This window comes from Ruegeria sp. CF3 (genome assembly GCF_056537365.1).
Genome location: NZ_JBQFRK010000001.1, coordinates 451,963 through 467,573, shown reverse-complemented (window position 1 = coordinate 467,573; position 15,611 = coordinate 451,963). Strand labels below are relative to the sequence as shown.

The window sequence follows — 15,611 nt, the reverse complement described above, 5'->3', positions numbered from 1 at the left end:
CTCGCACTGGATTATCCCTCGTCGTGTACATCCAGCAGATAGGTCGCCATTGCCTTCCGATCTTCGTCTGTCAGAAAGCTGGTGCCATAGTTTACGACCTCTCCCATGGCGCCGCCGAAGACATCGCCATCAGGCATGACGCCGGTGCGCAACGCGTAGGCCAGATCATCAACTGTCCACCCACGCATTTGCAGGGTCTCAAAGTCGATGGCCGGTGCCTTGTCACCGCCCGGCAGAGAGTCACTTCCCTTGAAGTGTTCCGTGTCCGAATTTCTTGCGCCAGCCAGGTTCCTCCCGGTGTGACAGGCGGCACAATGCGTGGCACCTTCAACGAGTAACCGGCCCCGGTTCCATACATCATCATTGCCCGGCACGGGATCGGTCCGCGGCGGTTCCAAAAATGCCGCCCGCCACAGCTTCAGGCCCCATCTCTGATTGAAGGGGAACACCATTTCCTGCTCTTTTGACGGTTCCGCTACCGGTGCAACCGTTTTCCAGGCGGCCCAGAGATCGGCGATGTCCTGATCCGTGAAATTCGCATAAAACGGATAAGGAAAGGCCGGGTAGTAGGGCTGCCCGTCTGGCGACACACCCTGACGCACAGCGCGGGCAAATTCCTCGATGGTCCAATCACCGATCCCGTGATCGGGATCTGTGGTCAAGTTCGGCGAAAAGAGCGTGCCGAACGGGGTATCCAACTCCACCCCACCGGCCAAGGGCGCTCCCCCTTTGGCAAAGTCTGTGTGGCAGGTGATACAGCCGCTTGCCCTTGCCAGATACGCCCCGCGGTTAACGTCACCTTGAATGTCGAGAGCTTGTAAGGGCTGGCCAATCGGCCAAGCCATCACAGCAACAAACCCTGCTGACGCCGTAACGGCGGCAGCAAGACCCAACCGTATTATCGGCTTCATGATGCATTCCTATTCCGACCGAAATCGCGTGTGACACGCCGAGCATGTCTGGCTCAGCATCATAAACACACCGTCTGCCGGCATTTCAGACAGCTGTGCTAAGTTTGGACTGCCAGCCATCATCCCGCTGCCCATCATGGAACCACCTCCCATCATGGAACCACCTCCCATCATGGATTTGCCGCCCATCATGCCGGAACCATGACCCGATCTGGACGCCATCAGCCCGTTGTCTGCCGAATGCGCAAGGCCTTCTGAGTAGATTTCCAACCGTCTGGCTATTTCTGTAAAGGAACCCCAATCCTGCCAGATTTGCGATTTGGCCTCCGAGGGTTTGCCATCAGATCCCTCTGGAAACAGCTTTGTCATGCTTTCACCGGCGTGGCTTCCGATTTTCTTGGCTTCGCTTCGTACCGTTTGCGCATTGTAGGGCGTTTTCCCCTGCATCATCGGTGTAAGGACCTTCATGCTGTCCTTCATCGCGGACATGCCGTCCATGCGTTCTTTGACGATGCCGGTTGCGCCACCATGCGCCAGGGCGGCCGCCGCAAATAGAGAAACCAGGGCCACGCCTGTAGTCATTTTTAGAAAGTTCATTTATTTGTCCTTTTCGTCTGCTTCGACGCGCCCATCTTGAGCGCAATTCGACTCGTCAGATCAGGACACGCGGCGGTGGTGGGTCAAACGCGATAATACTAAGAACCCGGTATTGAGCCCGAGGGATCGAGTATCTTCGTTCCGTGCCTTGGGGACCAGGCAGTGTTGGACCCATCAAAAATAGTCCAACAGCGTTGCAGATCGCTCCGCCATGACAATGCCCGGGATGACCCTGCTTGACATGTTCGACGTCCGCAGAGTCGGTTTGGTCAATCACATGCTGTGAATCACCGCCATGTGCATGAGCAGAATCGGCCGTCACAAGTAGCCCGCCAATAGCCAGCGCAATTGACAGGATGGAGTAACGAATTGCTGTGCCCACTCGACTCGTCACCTTCAGAAAATCCCGTTTTCTTGCTGCAACTCTCTTATGTACGCCACGATGCCCTTCACATCCGCGCGGGTCAAACCATCGACCGGCGGCATGTTACCGAACTTCCAATGGTGTGCCCGAACACCATTCTGGACGGCCACGTAAAATGCCTCGTCCGAATGGTGGCTTGGTTCATAGATTTTATGCACCAATGGTGGTGCAAGGCCTTCCAGACCAGTTGCATTCCCGCCATGGCACGCCGAGCATTTTGCGTCGAATGCCACTTTGCCGACGGCCGCAAATTCGCTTAGCTGGTCCGGTAGATTGACGTTTTGGATTGGATCTCCCGACGCCAGCGTCGACGTATCAGGTGTCGTCATCGAATGGCCAGCTGGTTGCTGATTTAGATTGTAGACGATTGCGACGGCACCTGCGATCGCCACACCGCCTATCATGAGTGTAAGTTTATCCATTTTACTATTTCACGTCGTTGTAAGTTACCGAGCTTAAGCACCTGTCCAGAAAAGCCGACTTGACCATGGTCAGATCAGTTTTACCTGCGTGCCTACAGCCGCCAGCTCGAACAATTCCGCAATCTGATCGTTATATAAGCCGATGCAGCCATTGGAGGATCTTCTTCCGATCTTGCGTGTGTCGTTGGTGCCGTGGATCCGGTAGTATTGCCAGCTCAAATAAAGTGCATGTGTCCCCAGAGGATTCTCCGGACCCGGGCCCACATAGTCGGGCCAAGCGGGGTTGCGCTTATTCATTGCTGGTGTCGGTCGCCAAGATGGCCCCTCAACCTTGCGAGTTACTGTGGTGTAGCCCAGCCTTGTAAGGTCTTCCGTCAGCGGCACGCTGGTTGGATACATCCGATAGACGCGCTCGTCTTCTGACCAATATTGCAGGACCTTGGACTGTGTATCGGACAGGATCACACCATTCTTAAGCGTATCAAAGTGATCCTGCCATTTAGCAACGCGGAATGAGGAAACATTCCGGCGCGTCCCCTCGGTTGTCATCGATTGGGCCCAAACGGCCGGTGCTGGAAAAAGAGTTGTCGCAGCAAACGCGGCAATCACTCCGCGTCGCGTAACAGCCTTTCTATCCCTGTTCGGTTTCATGCCTGCCATCCCAAGCGTGTATTCTTGCTTTACGACTCATTTGGGCTGTATGCCCGGTTCCCGCGCTGGAAGGTCAACAAACAACAGGTTTTGCGTAAGGGATATTTCATCTGGAATGCCGCCGCCGTAGGCACATGGGGCGGTTTCAAAGGTGGCTTCAGATCGTCAAGCCATTGTGAAGAAAAAACTATTCTTGGGTACTCACACCGAAACAACGTCAATACAGGTAGATAACAAGCATGGAGCGTTTTCCCGAGCTCCTATCGCCTTTGTTCAGATTGCTGCCCGTTGTCGGTCCATTAACAGCAAAGGGCGCAACACCTAAGAGAGCTTTGACCTGTGTCATGGCATCGATTTCCCAATAACCTGTATGGTCGTTGGCACGCGGCCCAGATTCACTGGACACTATACTCTCGCGTAACGGTCGCCATAATAGCTTTGTCTGAATTCACGGGCAGGCACCACCTCGTTGACTGGATTAGCCTCGGAGCGGAATACTGTTACCGTACACACCATTAAGTTGATCGCGAGGTTCTTCGCGGAACATTTGATTGAAATGACACAAAAAACGTGTGCCGCCTGGAATGCTTTACTTTCCTAGCCTACTGTTTCGGGCGAAAAAGATTTGGTGTTAGAAAGTCACGCGGAGTGGTTCCAAAAAATTCCGGTTCCGCCCTAAGGATCTTCAATGCGCGTTCGGCAACCGCTGACATAGGTCACTCACCATAAATCACTTTAATGCTTTCTTGTGACACCCCTGCCCGCTTTCTGTGCCGAACCCGCCCATCTTGCCGCCACAAAGCTCTTGTCTCTTAATGCAAGGACTTCTGTTTTGATGTAGTACACGGTCTCGGAAAACGTTGTGAGTGCAAGCCCACCCAGGGTTCGAATCCCTGTCTCTCCGCCATAAATCAATTCATCCTTCAAGGCTGTTTCTTTGCTTGTGTTGCGATTCCTGCAACGGATGGCATGATGTTGCCACTGCCTGCGGTGTCAATCAGCGCAGTGTGGCTCAAACCCGCAATATGCTGCAAAATCACGTGTTTTCCCCTTTGCTTTAACGTACCTTAACCCCATCTGAGCGACACATCATTTGAAGGAGACATCCAATGTCGCGTCTTTTACTTATCGTAGCCATCGCCGTTATCGGCGGAGGCGCTTACTATTTCGCCACAAAACCTGAACCAACCCCTGCCGAGCAGTTGCAATCGGCGGCTGAAGATGCCTCAGAGGCGGTTGGTGAAGCAGCCTCGGCAATACAAGAGGGCGCTGCTGATGCCGTTGAGGCGGCGACTGAACAAGCATCCGAGGCTGCGTCCTCGATTGCGGATCAGGCCTCGGAAGCTGCATCTTCGGTATCGGAACAGGCCAGCGACGCTGCTACATCTTTGACCGAGCAGGCCAATGATGCAGCCTCAGCAGCTGGCGATCAGGTCGCAGCGCTTGCCGGTCAGGGGCAGGAACTGTTCAACTCGTGGGTTCAGGACGGCATGCTGACCGCGCAGAATTTCGACTATGACGCAATCGTCACGTCGGTTCAGGAAAGCGCCTTGTCTCAGGACATCAAAACACAGGTTATGAAGATCCTCGACGAGATCAAAGCGTCGCCTGAGCTGGTTGTCGCGAAGATACAGGATCTGCGCAATCTGATGACGCAGCAGTGATCAATTCCAGAACCAGCCCTAAGAGGGCTGGTTCACCCGGTCGGGATGCGACTTAATTTGCGTCACATTACGGCATTACCCAATTGACATAGCTCACCGTGTTTGATTGCTTTCTTGAGATTGTTTTGAAAAAATAAAACCTTTTGTCAGTGTGTTACATTGTGACGATGAAGGCCTCGTGCTGAACTCGCATCAAAGAAGGATCGAACGATGACCACCCTGCCCGACACCATGTTTGCCGTTGTTCAGACGCAGGACGGATATTCCGGCACAGCCACGGGGCCAACGCTGGAGAATGCCTCGGACTGGTTAGCGGAGGCTGAAATGCCTGTACCTGTCCCAAAGGCGGGACAAGTGTTGATCAAAGTGCGCACTGCCTCGGTGAATCCTTCGGATATCCATTTCATCAAAGGCGAATACGGTCAGCCGCGGGTCACAGGCGCCGCAGCAGGGTTCGAGGGGTGCGGAGATGTTGTTGCCACCGGTACCGGGGCTGACGCACTGCTGGATCAGCGCGTGGCCTTTGTGGCAGCAGGCTCTGGTGCCTGGGCCGAATATGTTGTGACGCAGGCCCAGATGTGTATCCCCTTGCGCCCCGAAATCTCGGATGAAGACGGGGCGGCGCAGATCGTAAACCCGCTAACCGCAATGGCGATGGTGGATATCGCACGGGCTGAGGGCGAGGCTTTTGTAGTCTCTGCCGCCACCAGCCAGCTTGGTAAGTTGATGTGCAGCCTTGGACGGGATCTTGGGTTGAAACCGATCGCTCTGGTGCGGCGCGCCGAAACGGTCGAGATGTTAAAAGGCCTGGGTGCGGCAGAGGTGGTCGTGACCAGCGATACGGATGCGCCGACGCGGTTTGCCACGATCAGTGCAGATCTGAAACCTCGTGTTTTTCTCGACGCGGTTGCCGACCAACTGTCAGAGCAGGTGTTCTGCGCGATGCCCAATGGCGCGCGGTGGGTTTGCTATGGGAAACTCACTACGGAAATGCCGAAGTTGACTCAGATGGGCCAGTTGATCTTCATGAGCAAACGGATCGAGGGCTTCTGGCTGACCCGCTGGATGATGGACACCCCCCCGGCTGATCAAATGCGAGTTGTCAGCGAAGTGCAGGCGCGATTTGCAGATGGGCGCTGGCGCACAGATGTTTCCGCACGGCTTTCGCTACGAGAAGTGCTGCCAAATCTGGCGGATGCTCTGAAAAAGAGTGACGGGAAGGTGATAATCACTCCATAGTAGAACAAAGCGCCGGACTTAACCGGCTTAGGGAGGGTGAGATTGGATAACGCACAGCTGCTGATTAGCGGGCTGGCGAATGGTTGTGTCTACGGCCTGATCGCCCTTGGCTTTGTACTGATTTACAAAGCCACCGAGGCAGTGAATTTTGCGCAGGGCGATTTCATGATGCTGGGTGCGTTTGTCACCATTGGCCTTACGAATACGGAATATATGGGGCTGCCCTTCTGGCTGGCGCTACCGATTTCACTGGGGATTATGGGCGCACTTGGGTATCTGATCGATCGGCTGATCATCCGCCGCGTCTTTGGCGAAAGTCAAACTGCCGTGGTGATCCTAACCATCGCCTTGGGCTTTGTGATCAGGTTTGCAGCTGGTCTGATCTGGGGGCACGAGCCGCAAACGCTGCAGAACCCATTGGCTGGTAAGGAGATCCGGTTCGGTGGTCTTGTGCTGGGGATGGAGGACGTGGCCGTGATTGTTGTCACCGTCCTACTGACCTGGGGTCTTTATGTGTTCTTCAGCAAGACCAAGCTGGGGCTTGCCATGCAAGGTGCGTCTCAAAACCAGTTGGCGGCATATTACATGGGGATACCGGTCAAGCGGGTTCAGGGCTTAATCTGGGCATTGGCCGGAGTTGTCGCCGGGATTGCCGGAATTTTGTTCGCGGCCAAAGGCTCGGTCGATCCCACAACTGGGCTTCTGGGGATCAAGGCATTTGCAGCAGCTGTGATCGGCGGGTTTGGCAGCCTGCCCGGCGCATTGGCCGGCGGGCTAATCGTCGGCGTAATCGAGCCCTTTGCCAGCCGCTATATTGCAGCCGGGTACAGTCAGATCGCGCCTTATGCGCTGTTGCTGGCAGTTCTGATCTTTCGACCGCATGGGCTGTTCAGCCAGGTACGGGTCAAGAAGGTCTGATCGCATGCGGATTGTTTTCAAAACAAACTATATGCAGGACATTCGCCCGTGGAAGGATGGCTATCAGCTTAGCCTCTATCTGATCCTGTTGGCGGTCGTAGCCGCTGCGCCGTGGTGGCTGGATGATTTCTATCTTGGGGAACTGACTAATGTCCTGATCTGGGCCATCGCGGGTTTGGGCTTGATGATCCTAACCGGCCATACCGGGCAGGCCAGCCTTGGCCATGCCGCCTTTCTGGCCGTTGGGTGCTATGCCAATGTTATCCTGATCGAGGCTGGAGTACCATTCCTCATCGCTTTCCCGCTGGCGGGTCTGTTGACCGGCATCGTCGGAGCAACCGTCGCCATCCCTGCGCTACGCCTGCATGGCATCTATCTTGCGATCTTCACCCTGGCTCTGTCTGTGCTCATGGACGACATCATCGTTCTGGCCGAACCCGTCACCGGAGGTGTCGCGGGTAAATATCTGGGTGGTGTCGAAATCTTCGGATATCTGGTCGATCGTTGGGCCACCCCGGCCCCGTTTTTCTGGCTGGTGCTGGCCGTCGCCGTTATCGTGACACTGGGCTATATCAACCTATTGCGCGCGCCCTTGGGCCGCAGCTTCATCGCCGTACGAGACTCTGAGATCTCAGCGCAGGCGATGGGTGTGGATATCGCGCGCACCAAGACAATCTCTTTCGCCCTCTCCTGCGCCGTCACCGGACTAGCAGGCGCATTGATGGGTATGTTCTCTGGGGCGTTCAATAACGAGACATTCAGCGTCGTAATTTCCATCCAATTGCTGATGATGATCGTTATCGGAGGTCTGGGTTCGATCCATGGCGCGTTTTTGGGCGCAGTTGTGATCGGTTTCCTGCCGCAGTTTCTGTCGATTTCAAAGGAATACGCGGCAGCCCTGTTTGGCGGCAATACGGTCGCCATTCCGGGGCTCGAATTCGGCATCTTCGGCATGATCCTGATCGCCTTCATCCTGTTCGAACCGATGGGTCTGTATGGTAGATGGCTAAAAATCCGGACGTGGTTCGAACTGTTCCCCTTCTACCGCAAGGACATGTTCAAACGACAAAAGTCCTATCTCAAGACGGAGCGTCTGAGATGAGCTTGCTGGAGTTTGAAAACGTTACCCTGAAATTCGGCGGTCTGACTGCTGTGGATGATCTGTCCTTCAACGTGCAAGAAGGTGAGGTGTTCGCCATCGTCGGTCCCAACGGCGCCGGCAAATCAACGGTCTTCAACCTGATTTCGCGCTTCTATGATCCTTATGCAGGGGCGATCCACTTTGACGGGCATGATCTGCTGCGTATCAAGCCCTCGGGTGTCGCGGCCTATGGCGTCGCGCGGACATTCCAGAACATTGAACTGTTCGAACATGCGACCGTTTTGCAGAACCTTCTGGTCGGGCGCCACCGGCACCGCAAAACCAATCTGATCTCGGAAATTCTGTTCTCGCCCTCAGCTCGCAGTCAGGAGATCGAGAACCGAGAAAAGGTTGAAGAGATCATCGACTTCCTCGACCTCCAGGCCTTTCGTGACAAGATGATCTCGGGCCTCCCCTATGGCGTGCGTAAGGTGGTCGAAGTCGCCCGAGCGTTGGCCACCGATCCAAAACTCCTGCTGTTGGATGAACCCGCCTCGGGCCTATCGGTGGAAGAGACCACAGATATGCGTTGGTGGATCGATGACATCCGGCGTCAGATGGGCATTACCGTGCTTATGGTAGAGCATGATATGGGTCTGGTCTCGGGCGTATCCGACCGGGTTCTTGCCATGGCCGACGGAGCGAAGCTTGCCCTTGGAACCCCAGCCGAAGTTCAATCTCATCCTGCTGTGGTAGAGGCCTATTTGGGCAAAGCTTCATGAACCAACCGATCCTTAGCATTCGCAATGTTGAAAGCTTTTATGGCCCGATCATGGCCATTCGTGGCGTGTCATTGGACGTGCATCGAGGGCAGGTCGTTTCAATCCTGGGCGCAAATGGCGCGGGCAAGACAACGCTGATGAAAACAATCTCAGGCGTGATGGATCCCGAAAAAGGTTCAATCACATTTGACGGTCAGCAAATACAGGGATCGGAACCTCACAAGGTCGTGCAAAAAGGCATCGTTCATGTGCCCGAGGGACGCGAGGTCTTTCCACTTTTGACCGTCGACGAGAACCTGAACCTTGGGGCTTATACCCTGTCGGATAAAGGACAGATCGATCATGACCGCGATCTGGTGTTTTCCTACTTTCCTGTGCTGAAAGACCGCCGCAATCAAGAGGCTGGCACTCTGTCCGGCGGGCAACAGCAGATGCTGGCGATTGGGCGCGGCCTGATGGCTAACCCGCGTATCATGCTGCTGGATGAGCCCTCGCTGGGCCTATCGCCGCTGCTGGTGCAAGAGATTTTTGGCATTCTCAAACGCCTGAATGACGAACAGAGCATGACAATGATGCTGGTCGAGCAGAACGCCAATGCGGCACTGGAACTCGCCCATCATGGCTATGTAATGGAGATCGGACGGATCGTTATGGATGGTGCGGCTGAAACCTTGCTGCAATCCGAGGACATTCAGAACTTCTATCTGGGCGTTCAGGAAGAAGGCGCGCGAGAAAACCGACGCTGGAAACGCAAAAAGACGTGGAGGTGAGCTGGATGGACGCAAGCCCCCTGCCCCCTCAGACCAGTATCAACGGTGTGCAGTTCAACGCTACGCCAGGTCAGAGACCCCTGCGAGTCGATGGCTGTGTCACGATATGCGAGTTATTCCAGAAACGCTGTGCCGAACTGGGACCGCGTACGGCGCATCGCGAGAAGGACTTCGGCATCTGGAAATCCTACTCATGGGCCGACTACTGGCAACACGCCAAATGGATCGGGCTGGCCCTGCGCAAGCTGGGTCTGCAACGTGGCGAGGTTGTCTCGATCCTGTCCGAAGACCGCAAGGAATGGGCGTGGTTCGACATGGGCATCCAGTGTGTCGGAGGGATTGCTTCGGGCGTCTACACCACAGATTCGGCCAGCCAGTTAAAATACCTGATCAATGACAGTGGCAGCCGGTTTCTGATCGTTGAAGATGAAGAGCAGTTGGACAAGTTCCTCGAAGTCGAGGCGGATCTGTCCGATCTGCTCAAGGTCATTATCCTTGAGGATGAAGGCCTGCACGACCTGGATCATCCGCGTTGCATGATGATCGAGGACTTGTATGCTCTGGGGCAGCAGGCTGAGGTCGATGAACCCGGCGCATTCGAAGCAGAAATCGCTGAAACCACGTCACAAGACACCGCCCTGCTCATATATACGTCAGGTACCACCGGTAATCCCAAAGGCGCCATGCTGAGCCATGAGAACATCATGGCCGCGATAGAGGCAGGGGCGCATTCCCTGCCCTCCCAATCAACCGACGAACAGCTATGCTTTCTGCCGCTCTGTCATATCCTCGAACGCGACGTGTCGATCTACTACCCGCTTGCGATGAAGACTACTGTGAATTTCGCTGAAAGCCCCGAGACAGTGTTCTCCAACCTGCAAGAGGTCTCTCCCGCCACCTTCACTGCCGTCCCGCGCGTGTGGGAGAAGATCTACTCTCAGGTCATGTTCATGGCGAAGGAAGCAACGCCCACAGGACGCTTCGCCTTTGCACAGGCGCTCAAGTCTGGAATGGCGCGCGCCGAATTTATCCTTGCAGGCAAACCTGTTCCAGCACCGATCGCTATGCAGTTCTGGCTTTGGGATCGGCTTGTTCTGCGCAACCTGCGCCGGATGCTGGGCTTAGATCGTCTCCGCCGAGGCGGCTCTGGTGCAGCGCCGATCTCTCCCGATTTGCTCAGGTGGTATTGGGCAATTGGCGTGCCCATTGTCGAGGGCTTCGGTATGACTGAAACCGCCGGCATAGCAGCGCTGAACACGCTTGAGGCCAACAAGATCGGCACCATTGGGAAACCTGTTCCTGGCAACGACCTGCGCATCTCGGATGACGGAGAAATTCAGGTCAAAGGCCTCAACGTCTTTCAGGGCTACTGGCGCAACAATGCCAAAACAGCCGAAAGCTTCACCTGCGACGGCTGGCTGCGCACTGGGGATATGGGGCATATCGACGAGGAAGGTTTTGTCACCATCACAGGGCGCCTCAAGGACATCATCATCACTGCGGGCGGTAAGAACGTCACGCCCGCAGTGATCGAGAGCGGGTTGAAGTTCAGCCAGTATATCTCGGACGCGGTGATCATCGGGGATCGGCGCAAGTATCTGACGGCGCTAATCATGATCGATCAGGAAAATGTCGAGAAATTCGCACAAGAGCGCAAGATCCCCTTTTCGAACTTTTCTTCCCTTTGTGCTGCTTCCGAAGTGACGGAGCTGATCGGCGAGGAAATCGCAGCGGTTAATAAGGACTTTGCGCGGGTCGAACAGATCAAGGATTTCCGGCTGATCGACGTGTTGCTCACTGCCGAAGATGAGGAGCTGACGGCGACGATGAAACTCAAGCGTGGTCTGGTGGAAAAGAAACACGCACATCTCATTGAAGATATGTACAATTAGTTAAGGGGCGACCCAACAGGGAGGAGAAGTATGAAACACTTATTTAAGGGCCTTGCCGCAGCGACGGCATTGACAGCATCCGCCACGATCAGCTGGGCGCAAACACAAGGCGTGACAGATGACGAGATCGTCATTGGCTCAGTCAACGACCTCAGCGGCATCTTCGCTGCCGTGGGCGTTCCGGCCACCAAAGGCGCAAATGTGGTCTTTGATCGCGTCAACGCCGAGGGTGGCGTGCATGGCCGCAAGATCCGCTTTGTCGTCGAGGATAACGGCTATCAGATGCCACGCGCGATGCAGGGCTATAACAAGCTGCTGAACCGCGACAAGGTTTTCGCGATGTTGCAGTCGCTGGGTACGCCGATGAATGTTGCTGGGTTCAAGCTGCTGGACCCGAAAGGTATTCCCAACGTCGCCCCTCTAACCGCCGCGCGGCAAATGCTGCAAGAGCCGATGAAGAACAAGTTCACCTCATTCTCGACCTATTACGATCAAGCTCGGATCGGGGTGAAGTATCTGAACGGTGAGTTCGGATCGCAAACCGTTTGCACCATGTATCTGCCCACCGATTTCGGTGAGGAAATTCTGGAAGGCAGCAAAGCGGGAGCCGAAGAGGCTGGCATCACTTTCGGCGCTGAGACCACCCATAAACCGGACGAGACGGATTTCGTGGGGTCCTTGAGCAAGCTTAAAGAAGAAGGTTGTGACATCGTCACGATGGCGCTCGGCGTGCGTCAGGCAATCACTGTTGTTGGAACGGCCAAGAAAATGGGCCTGACCGACATGAAGTTCCTCGGCACCTCTGCCAGCTTCCTAACCGTGGTGGCGCAGGTGCCCGGTGGTGTGACCGACGGTTTCTATGCGGCGGCCTCGTGGCTGGATCTCTGGGCGCGCGCCGAAGAGCCAGCCCCGGCAGCATTTATTGCTGAATACAAAGAGGCTACGGGCGAAGACCCGGTCGGATTTTCAATGCTGGGCTATTCAGCGGCCGAGATGATGGTCAAAGCGCTTGAAGCTGCAGGTCCTGATCTGACGCATGATAGCTTTATCGCCGCGATGGAATCTCTGGATTACATGGATGAGTTGGTCGGCAACCAGATCACATATGGGCCCGATGACCATCAGGGTGCTGACTCTGTATTTGTCAGCGTCGTCGAAAATGGTGCGTGGAAACTGGTTTACGAAGAATAAACCGACCAAAGAAAAAGGGCTCGCAGTTGCGAGCCCTTGCCAATTCGGTATCCGTAGCGATTAACGCTTCGAGAACTGGAACGAACGACGCGCTTTACGCTTACCGTATTTCTTACGTTCCACAACGCGGCTGTCGCGGGTCAGGAAGCCAGCGGCTTTCAGAGCGCCACGCAGGTTAGGATCGTACAGTTGCAGCGCTTTCGAGATGCCGTGCTTGACCGCACCGGCCTGACCGGTCAGGCCACCGCCTTTGACGGTTGCAACAACGTCGAACTCACCTTCCACACCAGCAACCTGGAACGGCTGGCGCAGGATCAGCTGCAGAACGGGACGCGCAAAATACTTGTCCTGATCCTTGCCGTTTACGGTGACCTTGCCGGAACCCGGCTTGATCCAGACGCGGGCAACAGCGTCTTTACGCTTGCCGGTTGCATAGGAACGACCCAGCTCGTCACGTACAGGTTCACGCACGATGACTTCTTCGGCCACGGTTTCAACGCCTGCGACGGCGCTCAGCTCTTCGAGAGTATTGATCTGATCAGCCATCGGTCATTAGCTCCGGGTGTTTTTCTTGTTCATGGACTTAACGTCCAGAACTTCGGGCGCTTGCGCCTCATGAGGATGCTCGGCACCAGCATAAACGCGCAGGTTGGTCATCTGCTGACGCGCCAGACGGTTGCCCGGCAGCATGCGCTTGACCGCTTGGGTCACGACGCGCTCGGGGTGTGCACCCTCAAGGATCTGCTGCTTGGTGCGCGACTTGATGCCGCCCGGGTGGCCAGTGTGCCAGTAGAAGTTCTCTTCGCGCTTCTTGCCGGTCATCTGGATTTTGTCAGCGTTGATCACGATGACATTGTCGCCCATGTCCATGTTGGGTGTGAACGACGCTTTGTGCTTGCCACGCAGGCGCATGGCGACGATCGAGGCAAGACGGCCCAGAACAACGCCCTCGGCGTCGATCAGGATCCATTTCTTGTCGATGTCTGCAGGTGTTGCAGAAAAGGTTTTCATGGCAGGATAGTCCTGTTTGATGTGAAAGACCGCCCCTTGGCGGAGCGGCCCGAATTCGATGGAGGGGGTTTAGACCTACTAGTTATGCAGGTCAATACAGGCAAAGTATAATATATCTATCAATAACAATAACTTATAAAATAGGTATTATTTTACCCCAAAATTTCTTCGGCATATCCAATTTTGCGTAGCTTAGTTAAGCTAGACTCAACCAAGATCATCCAATGTCGGAGGTGGCTATGCAAGAATTGGAACAGGTTATCGCTGCCTATGGTGCGGCATGGCAGTCGACCGATCCCGAAAGGCGACTGAGCCTTCTTGAGCAGTGTTTTGCACAAACTGGTCGTTACGTCGATCCAACTGCAGAAGTTTCCGGCAGAGATCAACTCAATGCCCATATCGGAGCGGTTCTGAGTGATACAAAGGGCCGAGTTGAGCTGACCAGTGAGCCGAATTCACACCATGATGTGGTCCACTTCACCTGGCATATGATTGCTTCCGATGGGTCCATTATGGTTACCGGGCATGATTTCATTCGTCTCGATGCCGATGGCAAGATTGCACATTTGGCGGGCTTTTTTGGCGACCCTGCCCCAGTGCAATAGCGGCTAAACGCTTATTTGTTCGGGTGGGTTATCGAGCAGCGCGCGCAGACGCAGCATGGCATCTTCGAACTTCTCGAGCGAGACATGCCCATTCACCGCTATACGAACGGCATTTGGCGCGCGACCATCCCGCAGCGCGAATTCATCGGCCGATCGCAGCTGAATACCTTCCCGCTCGGCCGCCCGGCTGAACGCAGCAGACCGCCAACCGGAAGGCAAATGAAGCCAGACGAAGGGAATCTCCGAATCCCAGTTTAGATCGAAGCCACCCAGGGCGTTTACCGCCACACGTACATATTCGCCCATCTTGGTACGGACGTTTTTTGCAAGTTGCCTCGCCTCTGGATGTCCCAACAGCAACCGCGTCAACTCAGCCAAAGGCTGGGCGAGCCCGAAATACCCGTATTCTGCAGAACGCCGCAGATCGACGCTCTGCTCTTTCGGTGCGATGGCGAAACCTACCCGTAATGCTGGTGTTAGAGTTTTCGAAATTGACGAAACATGCCAGCCCCGTTCGGGTGCCAAAGCACGATAGCTGGGCGCGCGGGCCTCGCCCATGCGATAGCAATCGTCTTCGATGATCTGTAATTCATGCTTTCGCGCAATCTCGACAACTTCTTTGCGCCGCTCCAAAGGTGAATGCCCGCCCGTTGGGTTCTGCACTTCGGGTGAGACGCAGATCGCCTGCGCCTTCGTTTGCCTGAGGATGTGGTCCAGCGCATCGGGGCTTATGCCCCATTTGTCCATTTTTACCCCGACAACCTCGGCGCGCATCAACTCACCTGCCCGTCTGAACCCGGCATAAGACAAGTCCTCAACCAACACGATGGGTTTTGGATCTTTCAGAACGGTCTGGAACACAACGCAAATGCCACTTTGCCCACCATGTGTCAGTACAATGTCATCTGCATTAATTGAGCCCAGAGGAAGATCTGACAACCAGTCGGCCACAACCTGGCGCACGGGTAGGTAGGCATCTCGGGTCGGATAGTTCATAAACATCCGCGGATCGCCTTTTGCAACCTTTTCAAGGCATTCGCGGATTAATGTCACCTGCCCCACATCCGGCAAGCGTGGGCTGAACAGGCTGACATTGGATTCATATTTGTCGTCCCTCAGATGTAGCTGCCGCGACCAGACATCATCCAGAATGGGCGATCTCGGCGGGGCTACAAATGTACCACGCCCGACCTCGGCTTGTAGCAAACCTTCATCGGTCAGGATCGTATAGGCGCGCGCGACAGTGCCTGGTGTAATCTTTAATCGATACGCTAACTCACGCACCGGAGGCAGTTTCTTTCCAACCTCCAGCGTTTTGTTTTCTATCGCTTTTCGGATCGTGTCAGCGACCAGAGTATATTTTGGACCTTTGGATTTCGGTAGCGCCTCTGGCCAAATTGTATCCATTACAATTCTTCCTTTGATTTCGACACAATGCTGAATGTATCAAAGT

The 15,611-nt window shown here is 55.1% G+C and carries 16 protein-coding genes; 9 read left to right on the top strand and 7 right to left on the bottom strand.

Annotated elements, in window-relative coordinates:
- Positions 1–11: 11 nt before the first annotated feature.
- The 4 genes from ACR0KC_RS02360 to ACR0KC_RS02345 form a co-directional block, all read right to left on the bottom strand.
- A complete protein-coding gene (locus tag ACR0KC_RS02360) occupies positions 12–911 on the bottom strand; it encodes a c-type cytochrome (protein WP_170392475.1) in 900 nt (299 codons plus the stop codon).
- 9 nt (positions 912–920) lie between these two features.
- The gene (locus ACR0KC_RS02355; RefSeq protein ID WP_480771431.1) at positions 921–1,508 is read right to left on the bottom strand and encodes a c-type cytochrome; all 588 of its coding nucleotides are present in this window, start codon (positions 1,506–1,508) and stop codon (positions 921–923) included.
- Between the two features lie 396 nt (positions 1,509–1,904).
- A complete protein-coding gene (locus ACR0KC_RS02350) occupies positions 1,905–2,354 on the bottom strand; it encodes a c-type cytochrome (RefSeq protein ID WP_170392477.1) in 450 nt (149 codons plus the stop codon).
- A 69-nt stretch (positions 2,355–2,423) separates the two neighbouring features.
- The gene (locus ACR0KC_RS02345) at positions 2,424–3,014 is read right to left on the bottom strand and encodes a L,D-transpeptidase (RefSeq protein ID WP_480615007.1); all 591 of its coding nucleotides are present in this window, start codon (positions 3,012–3,014) and stop codon (positions 2,424–2,426) included.
- A 1,100-nt stretch (positions 3,015–4,114) separates the two neighbouring features.
- Here ACR0KC_RS02345 and ACR0KC_RS02340 point away from each other — a divergent pair.
- From ACR0KC_RS02340 to ACR0KC_RS02305, 8 genes are all read left to right on the top strand, one after another.
- On the top strand, positions 4,115–4,669 hold the full coding sequence (locus ACR0KC_RS02340) for a hypothetical protein (protein WP_170393102.1): 555 nt from the start codon (positions 4,115–4,117) through the stop codon (positions 4,667–4,669).
- Positions 4,670–4,879: 210 nt separating this feature from the next.
- A complete protein-coding gene (locus tag ACR0KC_RS02335; RefSeq protein WP_480771430.1) occupies positions 4,880–5,908 on the top strand; it encodes an alcohol dehydrogenase catalytic domain-containing protein in 1,029 nt (342 codons plus the stop codon).
- Between the two features lie 42 nt (positions 5,909–5,950).
- The gene (locus ACR0KC_RS02330; protein ID WP_170393104.1) at positions 5,951–6,826 is read left to right on the top strand and encodes a branched-chain amino acid ABC transporter permease; all 876 of its coding nucleotides are present in this window, start codon (positions 5,951–5,953) and stop codon (positions 6,824–6,826) included.
- A gap of 4 nt (positions 6,827–6,830) precedes the next feature.
- Complete coding sequence (locus ACR0KC_RS02325; protein WP_170662529.1) at positions 6,831–7,928, top strand: branched-chain amino acid ABC transporter permease; 1,098 nt, start codon at positions 6,831–6,833, stop codon at positions 7,926–7,928.
- Positions 7,925–8,689 (top strand): ABC transporter ATP-binding protein, encoded by a 765-nt coding sequence (locus ACR0KC_RS02320; protein ID WP_223118058.1) that lies wholly within the window; start codon positions 7,925–7,927, stop codon positions 8,687–8,689. Before ACR0KC_RS02325 ends, ACR0KC_RS02320 begins: the two co-directional genes overlap by 4 nt.
- The gene (locus ACR0KC_RS02315; protein ID WP_170405694.1) at positions 8,686–9,459 is read left to right on the top strand and encodes an ABC transporter ATP-binding protein; all 774 of its coding nucleotides are present in this window, start codon (positions 8,686–8,688) and stop codon (positions 9,457–9,459) included. The genes ACR0KC_RS02320 and ACR0KC_RS02315 overlap by 4 nt, the downstream gene beginning before the upstream one ends.
- Positions 9,460–9,464: 5 nt before the next feature.
- Positions 9,465–11,351, top strand: coding sequence for an AMP-dependent synthetase/ligase (locus ACR0KC_RS02310; RefSeq protein WP_480771429.1), 1,887 nt, complete (start codon positions 9,465–9,467; stop codon positions 11,349–11,351).
- A 30-nt stretch (positions 11,352–11,381) separates the two neighbouring features.
- A complete protein-coding gene (locus ACR0KC_RS02305) occupies positions 11,382–12,542 on the top strand; it encodes an ABC transporter substrate-binding protein (protein WP_170393109.1) in 1,161 nt (386 codons plus the stop codon).
- A 60-nt stretch (positions 12,543–12,602) separates the two neighbouring features.
- Here the strand turns inward: ACR0KC_RS02305 and rpsI are convergent, their stop codons facing one another.
- A complete protein-coding gene (gene rpsI, locus ACR0KC_RS02300) occupies positions 12,603–13,088 on the bottom strand; it encodes a 30S ribosomal protein S9 (RefSeq protein WP_010440030.1) in 486 nt (161 codons plus the stop codon).
- 6 nt (positions 13,089–13,094) lie between these two features.
- Complete coding sequence (rplM, locus tag ACR0KC_RS02295; protein ID WP_039536983.1) at positions 13,095–13,553, bottom strand: 50S ribosomal protein L13; 459 nt, start codon at positions 13,551–13,553, stop codon at positions 13,095–13,097.
- Positions 13,554–13,792: 239 nt separating this feature from the next.
- On the opposite strand from rplM, the gene ACR0KC_RS02290 reads away from it, so the two are divergent.
- Complete coding sequence (locus ACR0KC_RS02290; RefSeq protein WP_170421555.1) at positions 13,793–14,158, top strand: nuclear transport factor 2 family protein; 366 nt, start codon at positions 13,793–13,795, stop codon at positions 14,156–14,158.
- A 3-nt stretch (positions 14,159–14,161) separates the two neighbouring features.
- Here ACR0KC_RS02290 and ACR0KC_RS02285 read toward each other — a convergent pair whose 3' ends face one another.
- On the bottom strand, positions 14,162–15,565 hold the full coding sequence (locus tag ACR0KC_RS02285; RefSeq protein ID WP_170421552.1) for an aminotransferase-like domain-containing protein: 1,404 nt from the start codon (positions 15,563–15,565) through the stop codon (positions 14,162–14,164).
- Positions 15,566–15,611: the final 46 nt, after the last annotated feature.